At 59.0% G+C, this 18,103-nt stretch carries 14 protein-coding genes; 10 read left to right on the forward strand and 4 right to left on the reverse strand.

The features are described from left to right. Together BM036_RS18225 and istB are read left to right on the forward strand one after the other, a co-directional pair. The coding region (locus BM036_RS18225) for a Mu transposase domain-containing protein (RefSeq protein ID WP_091854973.1) at positions 1–1,008 on the forward strand (1,008 nt) is incomplete at its 5' end. Further along, positions 995–1,735: an IS21-like element helper ATPase IstB gene (istB, locus tag BM036_RS18230; protein ID WP_041336312.1), complete on the forward strand. Its 741-nt coding sequence runs from the start codon at positions 995–997 to the stop codon at positions 1,733–1,735. The genes BM036_RS18225 and istB, both read left to right, overlap by 14 nt. 187 nt (positions 1,736–1,922) lie before the next feature. Here the strand turns inward: istB and BM036_RS18235 are convergent, their stop codons facing one another. Both BM036_RS18235 and BM036_RS18240 read right to left on the reverse strand, forming a co-directional pair. Next, a complete protein-coding gene (locus tag BM036_RS18235; protein ID WP_091854976.1) occupies positions 1,923–3,314 on the reverse strand; it encodes a sigma-54-dependent transcriptional regulator in 1,392 nt (463 codons plus the stop codon). A gap of 22 nt (positions 3,315–3,336) precedes the next feature. Further along, positions 3,337–4,974 carry a sensor histidine kinase gene (locus BM036_RS18240; protein WP_245742721.1) on the reverse strand — a complete coding sequence of 546 codons (1,638 nt, stop codon included), beginning with the start codon at positions 4,972–4,974 and terminating at the stop codon, positions 3,337–3,339. A gap of 133 nt (positions 4,975–5,107) precedes the next feature. On the opposite strand from BM036_RS18240, the gene BM036_RS18245 reads away from it, so the two are divergent. Then, positions 5,108–6,772, forward strand: coding sequence for an NAD+ synthase (locus tag BM036_RS18245; protein WP_091854980.1), 1,665 nt, complete (start codon positions 5,108–5,110; stop codon positions 6,770–6,772). Positions 6,773–6,793: 21 nt separating this feature from the next. Here the strand turns inward: BM036_RS18245 and BM036_RS18250 are convergent, their stop codons facing one another. Next, positions 6,794–7,627 carry an outer membrane protein assembly factor BamD gene (locus BM036_RS18250; RefSeq protein ID WP_091854982.1) on the reverse strand — a complete coding sequence of 278 codons (834 nt, stop codon included), beginning with the start codon at positions 7,625–7,627 and terminating at the stop codon, positions 6,794–6,796. Between the two features lie 243 nt (positions 7,628–7,870). Here BM036_RS18250 and rluD point away from each other — a divergent pair, with 243 nt between their 5' ends. From rluD to clpB, 3 genes are all read left to right on the forward strand, one after another. Continuing rightward, positions 7,871–8,848 carry a 23S rRNA pseudouridine(1911/1915/1917) synthase RluD gene (gene rluD / locus BM036_RS18255; RefSeq protein WP_091854984.1) on the forward strand — a complete coding sequence of 326 codons (978 nt, stop codon included), beginning with the start codon at positions 7,871–7,873 and terminating at the stop codon, positions 8,846–8,848. Further along, on the forward strand, positions 8,838–9,581 hold the full coding sequence (pgeF, locus tag BM036_RS18260) for a peptidoglycan editing factor PgeF (RefSeq protein ID WP_091854987.1): 744 nt from the start codon (positions 8,838–8,840) through the stop codon (positions 9,579–9,581). The genes rluD and pgeF overlap by 11 nt, the downstream gene beginning before the upstream one ends. A gap of 183 nt (positions 9,582–9,764) precedes the next feature. Beyond that, entirely contained in the window at positions 9,765–12,341 is a 2,577-nt protein-coding gene (gene clpB / locus BM036_RS18265; RefSeq protein ID WP_091855019.1) for an ATP-dependent chaperone ClpB, read from the forward strand. 79 nt (positions 12,342–12,420) lie between these two features. On the opposite strand, the gene BM036_RS18270 is transcribed toward clpB, so the two are convergent. Further along, complete coding sequence (locus BM036_RS18270) at positions 12,421–12,885, reverse strand: DUF4124 domain-containing protein (RefSeq protein ID WP_091854989.1); 465 nt, start codon at positions 12,883–12,885, stop codon at positions 12,421–12,423. Between the two features lie 555 nt (positions 12,886–13,440). On the opposite strand from BM036_RS18270, the gene BM036_RS18275 reads away from it, so the two are divergent. From BM036_RS18275 to pssA, 4 genes are all read left to right on the forward strand, one after another. Next, a complete protein-coding gene (locus tag BM036_RS18275; protein WP_091854991.1) occupies positions 13,441–15,159 on the forward strand; it encodes an acetolactate synthase 3 large subunit in 1,719 nt (572 codons plus the stop codon). A gap of 2 nt (positions 15,160–15,161) precedes the next feature. Next, positions 15,162–15,653 carry an acetolactate synthase small subunit gene (gene ilvN, locus BM036_RS18280; protein ID WP_091854993.1) on the forward strand — a complete coding sequence of 164 codons (492 nt, stop codon included), beginning with the start codon at positions 15,162–15,164 and terminating at the stop codon, positions 15,651–15,653. A gap of 62 nt (positions 15,654–15,715) precedes the next feature. Continuing rightward, positions 15,716–16,732 (forward strand): ketol-acid reductoisomerase, encoded by a 1,017-nt coding sequence (gene ilvC / locus BM036_RS18285; protein ID WP_091855007.1) that lies wholly within the window; start codon positions 15,716–15,718, stop codon positions 16,730–16,732. A 135-nt stretch (positions 16,733–16,867) separates the two neighbouring features. Continuing rightward, a complete protein-coding gene (gene pssA, locus BM036_RS18290) occupies positions 16,868–17,680 on the forward strand; it encodes a CDP-diacylglycerol--serine O-phosphatidyltransferase (RefSeq protein WP_091855021.1) in 813 nt (270 codons plus the stop codon). The last annotated feature ends 423 nt before the right edge of the window (positions 17,681–18,103 follow it).

Consider the following 18,103-nt stretch of genomic DNA (forward strand, 5'->3'; position numbering starts at 1 on the left):
CTGGATACCCAGACCTTTATCCAACTCCATAACGAAGCCCTGCGTTACTTCGGTGGCCTGCCGGAGGAATGCGTCTACGATCAGACCAAGCTGGTGGTCATCAACGAACAGTACCGGGAGCTGACCCTCAACCAACGGTTCCACGAGTATGCCACCACGGCCGGGTTCCGGATCCATGCCTGCGAAGGTTATGACCCGGAGAGCAAGGGCAAGGTGGAAGCTGGCGTGAAGTACGTCAAGCAGGATTGCCTTTACGGTGAGGTCTTCCGGGATCAGGAGCACGTGCGCCAGCACGTGCAGGACTGGGTTGAGAGCGTAGCCAATATCCGCATTCACGGCACCACCGGCGAACCACCCCGGGAACGCTTCGAACGGGATGAGCGAGAACACCTGGAGGCCTACCTGTCACCAGCTTGCGTGCAGCCGGTGGTCCACGAGACACGTCGAGCCGACAAGACCGGCCTGATCGCCTGGAAGGCCAACAAGTACTCTGTGCCCATGGCCTGGCAACAGGCCCGGGTGGGCGTTCTGGAGTCCGGCAGTCAGCTCCAAATTAGCGACCTGGAAACGGGCGATGTCATTGCCAGTCACGCTCTATGTTCCGACAAGGGAAAGGTGTTCAAGAACACCCATCACTACCGGGATCATGCCCAGCGGGTGGCCACCCTTGAGAGCAAGATCAACGACCTGGTCGGCAATGAAATCGGGCATCGGTTGTGCCAACAGCTCAAGCGTTCCGAGCCCAAGATCTACAAGGATCAGTTGGTGGCTGCCCGAGACCTGCTCAAGCGCCATGCGCCTGTGGATCTGGCGTTGATCACAACGCTGGCAGAACGCCCCGGCATGACCGCCACACGGCTGCAAAGTTACCTGGAAGCAGCCCAGGCAGCTACGCTGCGGGAACGGCAGCCGGAACCGCTGCCAGAACCACAGCAAGCGCTGGACCTGAGTGCTTATCGCCGTATTGGCCACTCCAGTGGCCAGGGGGTGACCCATGAGCCAGCTTGAGCAAACTGTGAGCCGATACCGCAGCCTGCGCCTGAGCGCAGCCGCCGACGAACTAATCAACCTGCTGGCCGAGGCAGAAGCCAACGAGATGTCCTACCTGGGCTTCGCGGACCGGCTCGCTGAACACGAACTGGTTCAGCGCCAGGACAAACGCATCCGCCGGAACCGGAAGATGGCTGCGTTCCCAGCGGAGAAGCGCCTGGAGGGCTTCGATTACCGGCACCAGACCACCATTACCAAACGTCAGGTAAATGCCTTGCTGGACTTCCAGTTCATCGACGAACGGAACAACCTGGTGTTTATCGGCCCGCCCGGTGTAGGCAAGACCCACCTGGCCATCGGCATTGGCTACAAAGCCGTGGAGGCCGGCTACCGGGTGCTGTTCCGCAACGCCCTGGATCTGGTGGAAGAACTGGAACTGGCCGAGATGAAAGGTGAGCTGAAAAAGCGGGTCAGCGCCTTGGCCAAATACGACCTGCTGATCATTGATGAACTGGGTTACCTGCCCATGACCCGGCAGGCCCGGTACAACCTGTTCCAGCTGATCAACAGCCTGTACGAATACCGGTCCATCATCCTGACCACCAACAAGGACTTCACCAGCTGGGGCGAGTTCTTCCACGACGACAACGTGGCGGTGCCGATCATTGACCGCGTCATCCACCATTCACACATCTTTATGCTGGGAGGAGAAAGCTATCGGCTAAAGCAGAAGACAACAAGCTAGACTATGAAAGGTGGGTCAATTTTATTGGCCAAAGGTGGGTCAAAATAAATGGCCATTGACACACGCCGTGTCCTCCGTTGACATGGTAGTAACCCGACCTCGACCTGGGCGGGCGTTACCTTAATGTCTCGAAGGTTTCATGGCTGTAGGAGATCTGCTAGGCCAAGCGTAAGTAGACGCCGGTAATCTACTCCATCCCCAACTTCTTCAACCGATACCGCAGAGCGCGGAAGCTGATCCCAAGCCGTTTTGCGGCAGCCGTTTTGTTCCAACGTGTCGCCTCAAGTGCCTTTTCGATGGCCTGGCGTTCAATCGTCTCCAGGTAATGCTCCAAATCCATTTCGCCATCAGGTAGCGGTGGCACCTCGTCGCCATTGACGGAACCGTTGTTATCGACCGGCTGCTTTTCCCGCGGCAAGTCCATCGGAGGCGTTCCAATGTGCAGGTCATCGGTATCAATCACATCGGAATCGCACAGGGTAAATGCCCGCTCAAGAATGTTCTCCAGCTCCCGGACGTTGCCGGGGAATGCGTAGTCCTTAAGGTAGCCCAGGGCGCCCTGGCTGAGGCGTGCCGGCGGACATTCATACTCCCGCGCGATGCGCTCGAGGATATGGTTGGACAGGAGCGGTATATCGTCCGGGCGCTCCCGCAGTGCGGGTACGGCCAGTTCAATGACGTTAATGCGATAGAACAGGTCCTGGCGGAAGCTGCCGTCCTTGACCAGTTCTGGCAGGTTCTTGTGGGTGGCACTGAGGATGCGGATGTCCACGGGTACTTCCCGGGATTCACCCACCGGTCGGACGGCTTTTTCCTGAATGGCCCGGAGCAGTTTCACCTGCATGGCCAGGGGCAGGTCCGCCACTTCGTCCAGAAAGAGGGTGCCGCCATCAGCGCTGCGAAACAGCCCGTCCTTGCTCTCGTTGGCGCCGGTGAAGCTGCCCTTGCGGTGACCGAAGAACTCGCTTTCCATCAGCTCAGACGGAATGGCGCCGCAGTTGACGGCCACAAACGGCGCGTCGCTGCGGGGGCCCTGCATGTGAATCATACGGGCGACCAACTCTTTACCACTGCCGGATTCGCCACTGATGAATACTGGCGCCTGGCTGCGGGCCAGCTTGCGGGTCTGGCTGCGCAGACGCTGGATCTCACGGGAGTTGCCCAGCAGCAGGCCCGGTTCATCGGTCTGCTGGATCTCCTGGCGTTCCGGCTCTGACAGTCTCAGGGCACTGTTCACCAGTTCCCGTAATCGGGGCAGTTCCACCGGCTTGCTCACGAAGTCAAAGGCTCCGGCCTTGAGGGCCTCAATGGCGGTATCCATGTTGCCGTAGGCGGTGATGACAGCTACCGGGGTTTCTGGCCGGTGCTCCTGTATCCAGGCCACCAGGTCGATACCGTTGCCGTCCGGCAGGTTCATGTCGGTCAGGCACAGGTGGGCCGGTTCCGCTTCCAGTAACTCCCGTGCTGTGGCCAGGTCCGGGGCCGATCGGGTGGCGATGCCCATGCGCACCAGGGTAATCTCCAGCAGTTCGCGGATATCCGGTTCGTCATCCACAATCAGTGCGGTATGGGTAGTCATAGGGTCACATCCTTTAAGGTTCTCATATCAGTCTGCCCGGCGGGGCAAAGGTGATCCGGAAGCAGCAGCCGGGGCTCTGGCCATTGAGCAGTGCCAGGTGGGCCTGGTTGGTTTCGCACAATTCCCGGGCCAGGTACAGTCCGAGACCCGTTCCGCCCTTGTCAGTGGTGAAGAAGGGCTCGAATACGGAATTGCGGTGTTCTTCGGCAACGCCCGGTCCCTGGTCTTCCACATCGACGTAGGCGCGCTCGCCGTCGGTGGTAGCGCCGGCTCGCACGGTAAGGGTGGCGCGTCCGGTTTGTTGCTTGCTGTAGCGCAGGCCGTTGTCACACAGGTTTGTCAGAACCTGCTCGATCTGACTCTTGTCGAAGCGGGCGGCAGGCAGGTCAGGCGGGAGCTCGAGACTGATGCGGGGTGGCTCCCCGTCCTGGTGGCTGGTGGACTGTTGATAGTCCCTTACAAAGTCGGTCAGCCACTGGCCAAGGTCCACCAACTGGGCGTCGGCCTGGCGTCGGCGGGAGAGGTCCAGCACGTTCTCGATAATGCCGTTCACCCGGCGAGAGTGCCGCTGGATTATCTCAAGCATGCGCAGGTCCGGCTCGGGTATATCGCCGGACTCACTCATCAGCTGCGCGGCATGGCTGATGGCGCCCAGGGGGTTGCGGATCTCGTGGGCAATACCGGCGGTCAGTCGCCCGAGGGACGCCAGCTTCATTTGTTGGGCCTGCTGGGTAACCTTGCTCAGGTCCTCGATAAACGCCAGTATCAGGTCGCTGTTTTCTTCATCGAGTCGGGTGAAGCTGGCCTGGATCACGGGGGAGGCAGGCTGCACCTGGCAGGGTTCCGGGCGCTTGCGAGGGTCCTGTTTCCAGGTGGCGAGGCCTTCCAGGAGTGCTACCGGTAACACCCGGCTTTGGTGTCCGTGGTTGCCGATCATGCCAAACAGGAGTTCTTCGGCGGCTGCGTTCGCCACCCGGATCCGACCCTCCTGGTCCGTGACCACGATACCGGTGCGCATGCGCTGGATGATCTGTTCGTTGATCTTCTCCAGTTCGATGATGCTGCGGGCCCGGGAATCCGCCAGGGCTTCGCTGCGCTGCATGCGACGGGTAATGGATTGCAGGATCAGCGCTGCGCCGAAATACAGAATGCCCAGAGAACCCGCCCGGACGATGTTGTCCACGTTGTCCCCATGCAACATCACGCCCCAACCCGCGATGGCCAGGGAGCAGATAGCAGCGAGCGCAGCGTAGAATAGGCCCATCCGGCTGGGGGTCAGGATGTTGCCCGCTGCTACTGAAATAATGATCAGATTGGCCAAGCCATTGGTGATGCCTGAACTGGTGAACAGCAGAACGTGGATGATCAGGATATCCAGTAATACCGACAGGGTAATATGTCGCTGGCCGGGGCTCAGCCCACCCACCAGCATCAGCCCGATGGCGCTGTTGAGCATCAGGTAGCCAAGTACGCCGGCCTGGTAATATTCGGCAAGGCGCAGGGGCTGATCGAGCTGGACAGGGTCTACAAACAGCAGCCCGGTCAGCACCAGGCTGATCACGATCCGGTACAGGTTATAGACCCGGAACAGTCGCTGGGATTGCCCTGATGTTCCCCGTTGGTAGCTCTGGCTGGTCGGGCTGGATGTGTCGGCAGACAGTTTGCTCAAATGTGCTTCTCTCGGCGGTCTGACGGTTGAATTAAGCATCCTTCCCTGAGTCACTATGGCAGCAATCCCTTGGCTACATCGCTATAATAGCCTTTTCACAGCAACGGGTTACAGGAGCGGGCACATGTCTCAGCAGCCAGGAGCAACAGGAACAGGCCATACAGCACGGAAACTCAACGTGGTGATGGCTCAGATGGATTTTCTGGTTGGTGATATTTCCGGTAATGCCCGCCTGGTGATTGATGCGGTCCGTAAAGCCGAACAGGAGCATAACGCAGATCTGGTTGTGTTTCCGGAACTTTGCCTCACCGGCTACCCGCCGGAGGATCTGTTGCTGCGTCCCAGCCTGGACTTGAGAGTGGCGGAGGCGCTGGCATCGTTGCAACAGGCAAACCTGACAGCTGCCTGTGTGATCGGCGCTCCCATACGGCAGGGGGGCTTGCTCTATAACGCCGCCGTCCTGATCGATCAGGGGGAGGTGCGCGCCTCTTACTTCAAGCAGTTCCCGCCGAATTACCAGGTCTTCGATGAGAAGCGCTATTTTGCAGCAGGCTCCGAGCCCTGTGTGATTGATTTTCGGGGTATCGCTGTGGGGCTAACGGTCTGCGAGGACATCTGGAGTGATGGTCCCGTGGAACAGGCTGCCGCCGCCGGTGCCAGGCTGTTAATCAACCTCAATGCCTCCCCCTATGACATTGGCAAGCAGGCCCGCCGTAAGGCCCTGCTCGAGGGTAAGGCGCGGGATAACGAGCTCGCCATTGTGTACGTAAACCTGGTTGGCGGCCAGGATGAGCTGGTGTTCGACGGCGGCTCGGTAGTCTACGACCATTCTGGCGAGCTGGCGGTGGAAGTGCCTCAGTTTGATGAAGGCCTCTACCCGGTCGAATTTATCTGCGACCACCACTGTCAGCCCGTTTCCCGGCCCCGTCCACCGGAGCCCTCCCTGGAAGAGAATATCTATAAGGCGTTGGTGCTTGGCGTCCGCGACTATGTGAACAAGAACGGCTTCCGCTCAGTCGTGCTGGGCCTGTCTGGCGGGATTGATTCGGCACTGACCCTTGCCATTGCAGTGGACGCCCTTGGCGCCGATCGCGTACATGCGGTGATGATGCCGTTCCGCTACACCTCCTCCATGAGCCTGGAAGACGCAGAAGCTGAAGCAAAAGCGCTGGGCGTGCGTTACGACGTGTTCTCCATTGAGCCCATGTACGACGCCTTTATGGCCGCCCTGGAAAAGCCCTTCGAAGGCACGACGCCGGATACCACGGAAGAAAACTTGCAGGCTCGCCTGCGGGGCGTGTTGTTGATGTCCCTGTCCAACAAGTTTGGCTCACTGGTACTGACCACTGGTAACAAGAGCGAGCTGGCGGTGGGGTATTCCACCCTGTACGGCGATATGGCAGGTGGTTTTGACGTACTCAAAGATGTGCCCAAGACCGTAGTCTTCCGGCTGTCCCGTTATCGCAACACTATCAGTCCGGTGATCCCTGAGCGGGTAATCACCCGTCCACCTTCAGCTGAACTGGCGCCAGACCAGAAAGATGAAGACAGTCTGCCGGGTTATGACGTCCTCGACCAGATTCTGAACTTGTATGTGGAGCGGGACTTCAGCGCCGAAGCGATCGTGGCGGAAGGGTTTGACCGCAAGGATGTAGAGAGGGTGGTGCGGCTGGTGGATATCAATGAGTACAAGCGCCGCCAGGCCCCGATTGGTGTCAGGATCACCGAAAGGGGTTTCGGCAAGGACCGGCGCTATCCCATCACGAACGGCTGGAAAATCGGTAACTGAGAGGCGTGACCGTGGGCGGGATCAGTCCCGCCCGAACAGTCCGAAAGTCATCACGTTCAGCAGTGAGCGATTCTCCGGCGTAAGGTCCCTTCCCTGGAAGCGCATATTGTCATCGAAGGCGTCACTTTCAGGGTGGTTCACGGCCAGCAGGCGTACGGCATCGCTGGCTGCGTCGTCCAATTCCAGTGCCTCGTAGGTTTCCGCCATCAGGATCAGGGCTTCCTCGGTGGAAGGTGATTCGGGGAAGTTCTCTACCACGTAGCGCGCGCGGTTGTTGGCAGCCATGTAAGCCTGGCGGCGAATGTAATATCGTGCGGCGTGCAGTTCCAGTTCCGCCAGGCGATTGCGGATAGCAATCATGCGCTGGCGGGCGTCCGGTGCATACTCACTGTCCGGGTAGCGGTTCAACAATTCCGAGAAATCCTGGAACGCCTGTCGTTGCTCGCCGGGGTCCCGGTCGGTAGGGTCAACGCCCAGATAACGGGTTGCCAGGCCTACGTCCAGGTTATAAGAAGCCAGGCCGCGCATGTAGAGGGCGTAGTCTGCGTATTCACTCTGGGGATTCAGGCGCAGGAAACGGTCCGCTGCACTACGGGCGCCTTCAAGGTCGAGGTTCTGGTATCTGGCGTAGATCAGGTCCAGCTGGGCCTGCTCCGCATAGCGGCCGAAGGGATAGTAGGTCTCCAGCTGGTCCAGGTTGCTCTCGGCCTCATTGAAATTACCGGAGTCCATGGCCTTGCGGGCGTTGTCGTAATAGGCTTCTTCGGGCAGGACGTCCTGTTCCTGCTGGGTCGACGCGCAGGCCCCCAGAACCAGAGTGGCGGCCAGCAATGCACAACGAAAACCTGATCTCATGCCTGAATCCCGTATAATGTCTGATTACCGGATATCCTCACGGATAACGGAAGTTGGCCATTGTAACGACCTTGATTGCCATTGTGCAGTGTTTAAGCTGAACATGGGGTAAACGGGACAGTGACGGACGTCCATGAGCTGACAGTACGCCGGATAAACCTTTATTCACCAGGTGCGCTTGAACCCCTGCAACCAATACCGGTTACCAGGGGCTGGCAGCGCCCATAACGGCCCGGGGCCAGTATGACCGAACATTCCCGAGTAAAGGCGTCTTTCGAGGTGCCCCACGAGCTCTCTGACCGCCGGCTGGACCAGGCTGTGGCGGAGCTGATGCCTGAGCACTCCCGCTCTCGCCTGCAGGGGTGGATCAAGGGTGGCAACCTGACACTCAATGGCAGGCAGTGCAAGCCCCGGGACAAGGTCATGATGGGAGACCGCATCGAGCTGGACGCCGAGCCCGAGGTCCAGGTGGAATGGCAGGCCCAGTCCATCGAGCTGGATGTTGTCTATGAAGACGAGCACCTGCTGGTCATCAACAAACCGGCCGGCCTGGTGGTACATCCTGCCGCTGGCCATGCGGACGGCACCCTGGTCAATGCGCTGCTGAACTATGCCCCGGAAGTGGAAAACCTGCCCCGGGCGGGCATCGTACACCGGCTGGACAAGGACACCTCAGGCATTATGGTGGTGGCTCGCAGTCTGATTGCACACACCTCCCTGGTTGATCAGCTGCAGACCCGAACCATGGGTCGGGAGTACGAGGCAGTGGTGGTCGGCGAACTGACCGGGGGTGCCACCGTGGATGCCCCCATTGGCCGCCATCCCAGGGATCGCAAGAAAATGGCGGTCGTGTCCTCCGGAAAGCCGGCAGTGACCCACTATCGGTTGGTTGAACGCTTTGCCGCCCACACCCATATTCGCTGCAAGCTTGAAAGTGGCCGCACCCACCAGATCCGGGTACATATGGCCCATGTGCGCCATCCGCTGGTGGGTGACCCCATGTATGGCGGTCGCCTGCGACTACCCAAGGGAACGACTGACGAGTTGCGTGAAGTGCTGGCGGCCTTCCATCGCCAGGCGCTGCACGCCCGCCAACTGACGCTCGAACACCCGGAAACCGGTGAAATCCTGAGCTGGGAGGTGCCCCTGCCGGAAGACTTTGAACATCTGCTGGCTGCACTGCGCAAACATGCCCGGGAGCTGGAAAGCCATGAGTTCTGACTTGCCCGTACTCCACCCGGAGTGGCCGGCGCCTGCCAACGTGCAGGCCCTGTGCACGACCCGGGCCGGAGGCGTCAGTTCCGGTCCCTGGGACTCCATGAACCTGGGCGACCATGTAGGCGACAACCACGGTGATGTGCTGGAGAACCGGCGGCGATTGGCCCACTGGGCTCACCTTGAGCCTGATAATTTTCACTGGCTCCAGCAGGTTCATGGAACCGGTGTCGCAATCCTGCCAGGCGGTGACCGGGTGGCCGATGCAGCCGTGGCGGACCAGCCTGGCCGGGTCTGTACAATCCTCACCGCCGATTGTTTGCCAGTGCTTTTCTGCGACCTTGCGGGCACCCGTGTGGCTGCAGCCCACGCAGGTTGGCGTGGCCTTGCCAGCGGTGTCCTGGAAAACACCGTGCAGGCCTTTCCTGTTCCCGAGGACGTCATGGCCTGGCTCGGGCCAGCTATCGGACCGGAGCAGTTTGAAGTGGGGCCAGAGGTGCGGGAGCAGTTTCTGGCCGACAGCCGGGAAGCCGACCCGTTTTTCGACCTGTCGCCCCACCAACCAGGCCACTTCCTGGCGGATATCTACGGCCTGGCCCGGTTCCGGCTTGCCCGCGTCGGAGTTACCCGTGTATTCGGGGGTGGATTCTGCACCGTTACCGAGGCGCAACGTTTTTTCTCCTACCGCCGGAATGGCCAGACCGGGCGAATGGCCAGCTGTATCTGGCTGAATAACTGAACCGGCGCCCATACCCCGCATCCGGCTGCACCTGACGTCTGTCAATTTTCTGACACTTTCTTGCTTCGCTACCTTGAAGTCCGCCCGCCAGCCCCTACATTAAATGTCAAAGCTAACAGGATGATCGCCGTTTACCTGCAGAAGGGTTGCGACATCCGGACATTGAAGCGGGGAATCCAGAAGATGCGAATCGACAAACTCACCAGCCGGCTGCAGACCGCCCTTGCGGATGCCCAATCCCTCGCGGTCGGCAAGGATCACAACTTTATTGAACCGGTGCACCTGATGCAGGCGCTGCTGGACCAGGAAGGCAGTTCGATCAAGCCGTTGTTGAAGCACGCAGGTGCCGAACCTGGACGGGTGCGCCAGGCCATCGCCCGGGAAATCGAGAACCTGCCGGAAGTGAAAGGGTCCGCAGGGGATGTCTCCATGTCCAACGATATGGGACGCCTGTTCAACCTGGCTGACAAGCTGGCCCAGCAGCGGGGTGACCAGTTTATTTCCAGCGAACTGATGCTTCTGGCTGCGCTGGACAGCCGGGGCACCCTCGGGCGGGTGCTCAAGGAGCAAGGCGTCACGAAAGAAAACCTGGAAAAGGCCATTGACGAAATCCGCGGTGGAGAGTCCGTCAATGATGCCGGTGCCGAGGAAAACCGTCAGGCCCTGTCCAAGTACACCATCGATCTCACCGAGCGCGCAGAGGCAGGCAAACTGGACCCGGTGATCGGACGGGATGATGAAATTCGCCGCACCATCCAGGTACTGCAACGCCGCCGCAAGAACAATCCGGTACTGATCGGCGAGCCGGGGGTGGGCAAGACGGCCATTGTCGAAGGCCTGGCCCAGCGCATCGTTAACGGTGAAGTGCCGGACGGCCTGAAGGACAAGAAGGTGCTGTCCCTGGACATGGGGGCACTGATTGCCGGCGCCAAGTTCCGAGGTGAGTTCGAAGAGCGACTGAAAGCCGTGCTGAACGAGCTGTCCAAGCAGGAAGGCCAGATCATCCTGTTTATCGATGAGATCCACACCATGGTTGGCGCCGGCAAGGCGGAAGGTTCCATGGACGCGGGTAACATGCTCAAGCCGGCCCTGGCCCGGGGTGAGTTGCACTGTGTGGGCGCCACAACCCTGGACGAATACCGGGAAAACATCGAGAAGGATGCGGCGCTGGAGCGTCGCTTCCAGAAAGTGCTGGTCAGCGAGCCGTCCGAGGAAGATACCATCGCGATTCTCCGGGGCCTGAAAGAGCGTTACGAGGTGCATCATGGTGTCGAGGTCACCGATGGAGCTATCATCGCGGCCGCCAAGTTGTCTCATCGTTACATCGCCGACCGGCAACTGCCGGACAAGGCCATTGACCTGGTGGACGAAGCGGCCAGCCAGATCCGTATGGAGATGGACTCCAAGCCGGAAGCCCTGGACCGCCTTGAGCGTCGGCTGATCCAGCTCAAGATCGAGCGGGAGGCCCTGAAGAAGGAAAGCGACGCGGCGTCCAGGAAGCGCTTGCAGGAGTTGTCCGACGTCATAACCGGTGTCGAGCGGGAGTACGCCGACCTTGAAGAGGTCTGGAACACCGAGAAGGCCGCGCTCCACGGCTCCCAGAAGATCAAGAGCCAGCTGGAGCAGGCCCGGATTGACCTGGAAAACGCCCGCCGTGCGGGGGATCTGGGCAAGATGTCGGAGCTGCAGTACGGCACCATTCCTGAGCTGGAGCGCCAGCTGGACATGGCCAGCCAGGCCGAGATGATGGAAATGAAGCTGCTGCGTAACCGGGTCACCGACGAGGAGATCGCCGAGGTGGTCTCCAAGTGGACCGGCATCCCGGTATCCAAGATGCTCGAAGGCGAGCGAGACAAGCTCATGCGAATGGAAGAGGCTCTCCATGACCGCGTGATCGGTCAGGATGAGGCGGTGGAAGCCGTCTCCAACGCGGTGCGCCGTTCCCGTGCCGGCCTGTCAGACCCGAATCGGCCCAACGGTTCGTTCCTGTTCCTCGGGCCCACTGGCGTGGGCAAGACTGAGCTGTGCAAATCTCTGGCCTCCTTCCTCTTTGATACTGAGGAGGCCATGGTTCGTATCGACATGTCCGAGTTTATGGAGAAACATTCCGTTGCCCGCCTGATCGGTGCACCCCCCGGCTACGTCGGTTACGAGGAGGGTGGCTACCTGACCGAAGCGGTTCGTCGCCGGCCCTATTCCGTGCTGTTGCTGGACGAGGTGGAAAAGGCCCACCCGGACGTCTTCAATATCCTGTTGCAGGTACTGGAAGACGGTCGTCTGACCGATGGCCAGGGTCGTACCGTGGACTTCCGCAATACGGTGATCGTTATGACCTCCAATCTGGGCTCCGACATCATCCAGCAGAAGGCAGGCGAGGAAAATTACGAGGCCATGAAGAACGCGGTTATGGAGGTGGTAGGTACACACTTCCGTCCCGAGTTCATCAACCGCGTAGACGAAGTGGTGGTATTCCACCCGCTCGCAGAGAATCAGATTCGGGGTATCGCCACCATCCAGATCCAGTCCCTCAGCAAACGTCTGAAGGATCAGGACATGAAGCTGGAGCTGGACGATGGCGCCATGGAGTTGCTGGCGGAAGTCGGTTACGACCCGGTCTATGGTGCGCGTCCGCTGAAGCGGGCGATCCAGCGAATGATCGAGAACCCGCTGGCCCAGAAACTGTTGCAGGGAGAGTTTGTCTCTGGTGACGTGATTCGTGGCACCGTGAAGGACCACCAGCTGGTATTCAGCAAAGCCTGACCGGGTAGTTGTGTCGGTCAAAAAAAACGGGAGCTTCAGGGCTCCCGTTTTTTGTGGTCATGCGCTTTGTGTGGCCGGTTCAGGACTCGGGGCTATCGTCGCAGCTTTCCTCGACAATGGCCTCGAACTCGGCGCGCTTCTCCTGGATTTCTTCCGGTGTGAGGTAACGCTGCTCGCCATCGGCGCCCACCACGCGGATGCGGGCGTTGCTGTTGATGGCCTGGAGGTTCGCCCGGGCTGTGTCACAGCGAGCTTGCCGCTGTTTACGGCGGGCTTCTTCCACGGCAGTTTCCTTTTCCTCCCGCTGACGTTCCGCCTGGCGCTCCTCCAGTGCTTCGACCTGTTCCTGGGGGGATTTACGTTCGGAGCTGTTAGTGGCGGCTCCGGTTTTCACGCTCACGCGGTCTGCCGCCCGGCCCACCGGCTCGCGGTCACCGAAGTGGACCACGCCGTTTTCATCCGTCCACCGATAAACGGATTCCGCAGAAGTGAGGGAAGGGCTTAGCAGCGCAATGATAGCGACCAATAGCAGGTGTCGGGTCATATCTGAAAATCCTTGGAAGAAAAACTGCCGGTCGGCCGTGCCTGACCGACAACAACGTATCCATTAAAGCGAATCCTGCCATTACGGGCAAAGGTTTTCCCGATTCGCCGCCGAATCTGTGAACCAGCAGGCAGGCTACACCGGAATCCTGGCCGGGGCAGGGTGCAACACTACTTTTCGGCAGTTTGAGGCTACTCCTGCACCGTTTCTATTGACAGATACTTTCCCGCTGTCAAAATTACAGATTGCCTGAAAGCAGGGGTCAATACGGCAGGCAATCCCGAGCAGTAACCCCCGTTGAATACCACACTGTACTTCCTGTACCCCGGGTACAGGCGGTTGCCTTTTTGTATCAGCAAAGCGCTCATATCCTGGCAACCCGTTGACTGGCCCTGTTCCGGAACCCTCAGGAGCCGGGCTGTCCAGGAGACAACCTCTGTCAGACATGGTGTGGCGGAACGCCCAGGCCGGCCTTCAAAAGAGGCGTGGCACGGGGCATCCAGGCAATTCGGGAAGATTCCCGTAACATTCACTCGTTTATAGAGGGTAAATCACGTGGAGTTATTGTCTGGTGCCGATATGCTCATCCGCTCCTTGCAGGATGAGGGTATAGAGTACATCTATGGCTATCCCGGTGGTGCAGCGCTTCATATTTATGACGCGTTGTTCAGGCAGGACAAAGTCAAGCACATCCTGGTGCGCCACGAGCAGGCGGCGGTCCACATGGCCGACGGCTACGCCCGCGCATCCGGTAAACCAGGTACCGTACTGGTGACCTCGGGTCCTGGAGCCACCAACACCATTACCGGCATTGCCACCGCCTTTATGGATTCCATTCCCATGGTGGTTCTGTGCGGCCAGGTAGCGTCCACCCTGATCGGTGAGGACGCCTTCCAGGAAACCGATATGATCGGTGTTTCCCGACCGGTGGTGAAACACAACCTTTCGGTGCGTCATCCGGAGGAAATCCCTGAAATTATTCGCAAGGCCTACTACATTGCCTCGACCGGCCGTCCCGGCCCGGTGGTGGTGGATATCCCCAAGGATATGACCACACCTAACGAGCGCTATGAGTATGTCTTCCCGAAGAAGATCAAGCTGCGCTCCTATAACCCGGCGGTCCGGGGCCATACCGGTCAGATCCGCAAGGCAGTGGACATGCTGCTGGCGGCCAGGCGGCCGATTATCTACGCCGGCGGCGGGGTGATCCTGGGCAAGGCCACAGAACAGCTCACCGAGTTGACTCGCACCCTGGGTTACCCCATCACCAATACCCTGATGGGTATCGGCTGCTATCCGGCTTCAGACGAACAGCACCTTGGCTGGCTGGGGATGCACGGGACCTACGAGTCCAATATGGCCATGCACCACTCCGATCTGATCCTCGCAGTCGGTGCCCGCTTCGATGACCGGGTCACCAACGCCACCGAGAAGTTCTGTCCGGGGGCTCGCATTATCCATATCGACATTGATCCTGCGTCGATTTCCAAGACAGTAGAAGCGGACGTGCCAATCGTTGGGCCTGTGGATGCAGTGCTGCGGGAAATGATTGGCATGGTCAAAGAGGCGAAGCAGAAGCCGGACGCCGATGCCCTCAAGGCCTGGTGGAAGCAGATTGACGACTGGCGTGCCTTCCACGGCATGCGCTATGAAACCAGCGACGATGTCATCAAGCCGCAGGAAGTCATTGAGATGCTGCACCGCCTGACCAACGGCGAAGCCTATGTGACCACCGATGTGGGCCAGCACCAGATGTTTGCCGCCCAGTACTACAAGTTTGACCGGCCCAACCGGTGGATCAATTCCGGCGGTCTGGGCACCATGGGGTTTGGTCTGCCGGCGGCGATGGGGGTCAAGCTGAACTACCCCGAGGACGAGGTACTGTGCATCACCGGTGAGGGCAGTATCCAGATGAATATCCAGGAACTGTCCACGTGTAGTCAGTACGACCTGCCGGTCAAGATCATCAACCTGAATAACCAGGCCCTTGGCATGGTCAAGCAGTGGCAGGACATGAACTACGAGTCCCGTCACTCCCAGTCTTATATGGAATCCCTGCCGGATTTCATCAAGCTGGCCGAAGCCTATGGCCACGTGGGTATCCGGATCGACCGTAAGGAAGACCTCGAACCCAAGCTCAGGGAGGCCCTTGCCATGAAGGACAAGCTGGTGTTCCTGGATATCTATGTGGACCGGTTCGAGCACGTTTACCCCATGCAGGTAGCCCGTGGTTCCATGAAAGACATGTGGCTCAGCAAGACGGAGAGGGTGTGATCATGCGTCGAATCATTTCTGTATTGCTGGAAAACGAGCCGGGTGCATTGTCGAGGGTTGTCGGTTTGTTCTCACAGCGCAATTACAACATCGAAACCCTGACGGTTGCACCCACCGAGGACGAGACACTCTCCCGGCTTACCGTGACCACCACCGGTTCCGACAAGGTTATTGAGCAGATCACCAAGCAGCTCAACAAGCTGATTGAAGTGGTCAAGCTGGTGGATCTGACCGAGGGAGCCCACATCGAACGGGAGCTGATGCTGGTGAAGCTGAAGGCGTCCGGCGCCCAGCGGGCCGAGATCAAGCGTACCGTGGATATCTTCCGGGGTCAGATCGTGGATGTGACCAGCACTGTGTACACCGTGCAACTGGCCGGCAACAGCGACAAGCTGGATGCCTTTATCCAGGCCGTGGGAACCACCGGTGTGCTGGAAGTGGTGCGCTCTGGTGTGTCCGGCATTGCCCGTGGCGAGAAAGTGCTCAGTCTCTGAGCCAGACCGAATTTTTCACTCAGGCCCTGCCGGCGCAGGGCCAAACCAAGACAGAGGTTACTATGCAGGTTTATTACGATAAGGATTGCGATCTTTCCATCATCCAGGACAAGAAAGTTGCCATTCTGGGCTTCGGCTCCCAGGGCCACGCGCATGCGTGCAACCTGAAAGAGTCCGGCGTGGATGTTACTGTGGGCCTGCGCCCCGGCTCTTCCTCTATCGCCAAGGCCGAAGCCTATGGTCTGAAGACTGCTGACGTTCCGACCGCGGTTGCCGCAGCTGACGTGGTCATGGTGCTGACTCCGGACGAGTACCAGTCCGAGCTATACCAGTCCCAGATCGAGCCCAACCTGAAGGAAGGCGCTACCCTGGCTTTCGCCCACGGCTTCGCTATCCATTACAACCAGATCGTTCCGCGCAAGGACCTGGACGTAATCATGGTAGCCCCGAAGGCTCCGGGCCACACCGTGCGCACCGAGTTCGAGCGTGGCGGCGGTATCCCTGACCTGATCGCGATCTTCCAGGATGCCTCCGGCAACGCCAAGAACCTGGCACTGTCCTACGCCAGCGGTATTGGCGGTGGTCGTACCGGTATCATCGAAACCACCTTCAAGGATGAGACTGAAACCGACCTGTTCGGTGAGCAGGCGGTTCTGTGTGGTGGTACCGTTGAACTGGTCAAGGCGGGCTTCGAGACCCTGGTTGAAGCAGGTTATGCCCCGGAAATGGCGTACTTCGAGTGTCTGCACGAGCTCAAGCTGATCGTTGACCTGATGTATGAAGGTGGCATCGCCAACATGAACTACTCTATCTCCAACAACGCGGAGTATGGCGAGTACGTGACCGGGCCGGAAATCATCAACGAGCAGTCCCGCGAAGCCATGCGCAATGCCCTCAAGCGCATCCAGAGCGGTGAGTACGCCAAGATGTTTATCTCTGAAGGCAGCCTGAACTACCCCTCCATGACAGCACGTCGTCGCCAGAATGCTGCCCACGATATTGAAGTGGTTGGCGAGAAGCTGCGCTCGATGATGCCGTGGATCTCTGCCAACAAGATCGTGGACAAGGACAAGAACTGATCCTCCAGATCAGCTATTGACCTTCGAGAGCGCGGCCCTGGTGGCCGCGTTCTTTGTTTCAGGGGTGGTACGTATTTTTTGACCGTGGCCCTTGAGGGTTATACTGGCAAGTTCATCCATGACGGAACCGGTTTCATGAGCGACGAAAAGAATGATCCGAAAGTAGCGGATACTACACGCAACGAGCTTCTTCCGGGCGAGGTGGAAGAGGAAGAAGTGGTCGAAGGCGCACGGGTTCGGCGGCGGGGAATCTATCTGTTGCCCAATTCGCTGACAACGGCATCCCTGTTTTCCGGTTTCTATGCGATTGTCTCGGCTGCTAACGGCATGTTTGCCAACGCGGCCATCGCCATTTTCGTGTCCATGGTACTCGATGGACTGGATGGCCGTGTTGCCCGGATGACCAATACCCAGAGCAAGTTCGGTGAGGAATATGACAGCCTTGCGGATATGGTGGCGTTTGGTGTTGCTCCCGGTCTGGTGGCTTTCTTCTGGTCCCTGAACAGTCTCGGAAAGGTAGGGTGGGCCATCACCTTTATCTATGTGGCTGGCGCTGCATTACGTCTGGCGCGATTCAATACCCAGATTGGCTCTGTCGACAAGAAGTTCTTCGTGGGCCTTCCCAGTCCGTCAGCCGCAGCTGTCGTTGCTGGCCTGGTGTGGTGTTTCCATGCCTGGGACCCAGCTGGCTGGTTGACCGGCCTGACTGTGTTGGTTGTAGCCGGTGCGGGGATGCTGATGGTCTCCAATGTTCTCTACAACAGCTTCAAGGACCTGGATATGCGGGGCCGGGTGCCTTTTGCCGCGATCCTGTTGGTAGTGCTGGGGTTCGTCGTGGTCGCGCTGGACCCGGGTACTGTGCTGTTCAGCGCGTTCCTGCTTTACACCCTGTCCGGACCGGTTCGCTCTCTGTTCCGTAAGGGGCGGAAGCATCCGGTTGAACGCTGATTGGTCAATTCGATTGTAAATTCACCAATCCGGCGATAAAAGCAGCGGTTTTATAGCGGCAAACCGAAACCGGGATAAAAAAGTTTCAAAAGGTCGTTGACAGAAAACGGTGGGGCTGTAGAATGCGCCCCACTTCGACAGGGAACGCCGGCGACGGCGAAACCGGGAAGGGAAGTAAACGGTTGTAAGGTTTGAGTTTTTTCGGTGTAAGGCTTCTTCGGAAGCGGCGACAAAAACTTCAAAATAACCGTTGACAAGGTAGCGATCTGATGTAGAATACGCGGCCTTGATTGAGCAGACGCTCAACGCTCTTTAACAAGTTGACCAAGTAATTCGTGTGGGCGCTGGCCGAGACCATCTGGCAACAGATATCGAGGCAGCGACTCGTCGAAATATGAGTTTTGTCTTGAGCAAGAATAGAGA

It is taken from the genome of Marinobacter segnicrescens, from assembly GCF_900111555.1.
Lineage (GTDB): Bacteria > Pseudomonadota > Gammaproteobacteria > Pseudomonadales > Oleiphilaceae > Marinobacter > Marinobacter segnicrescens.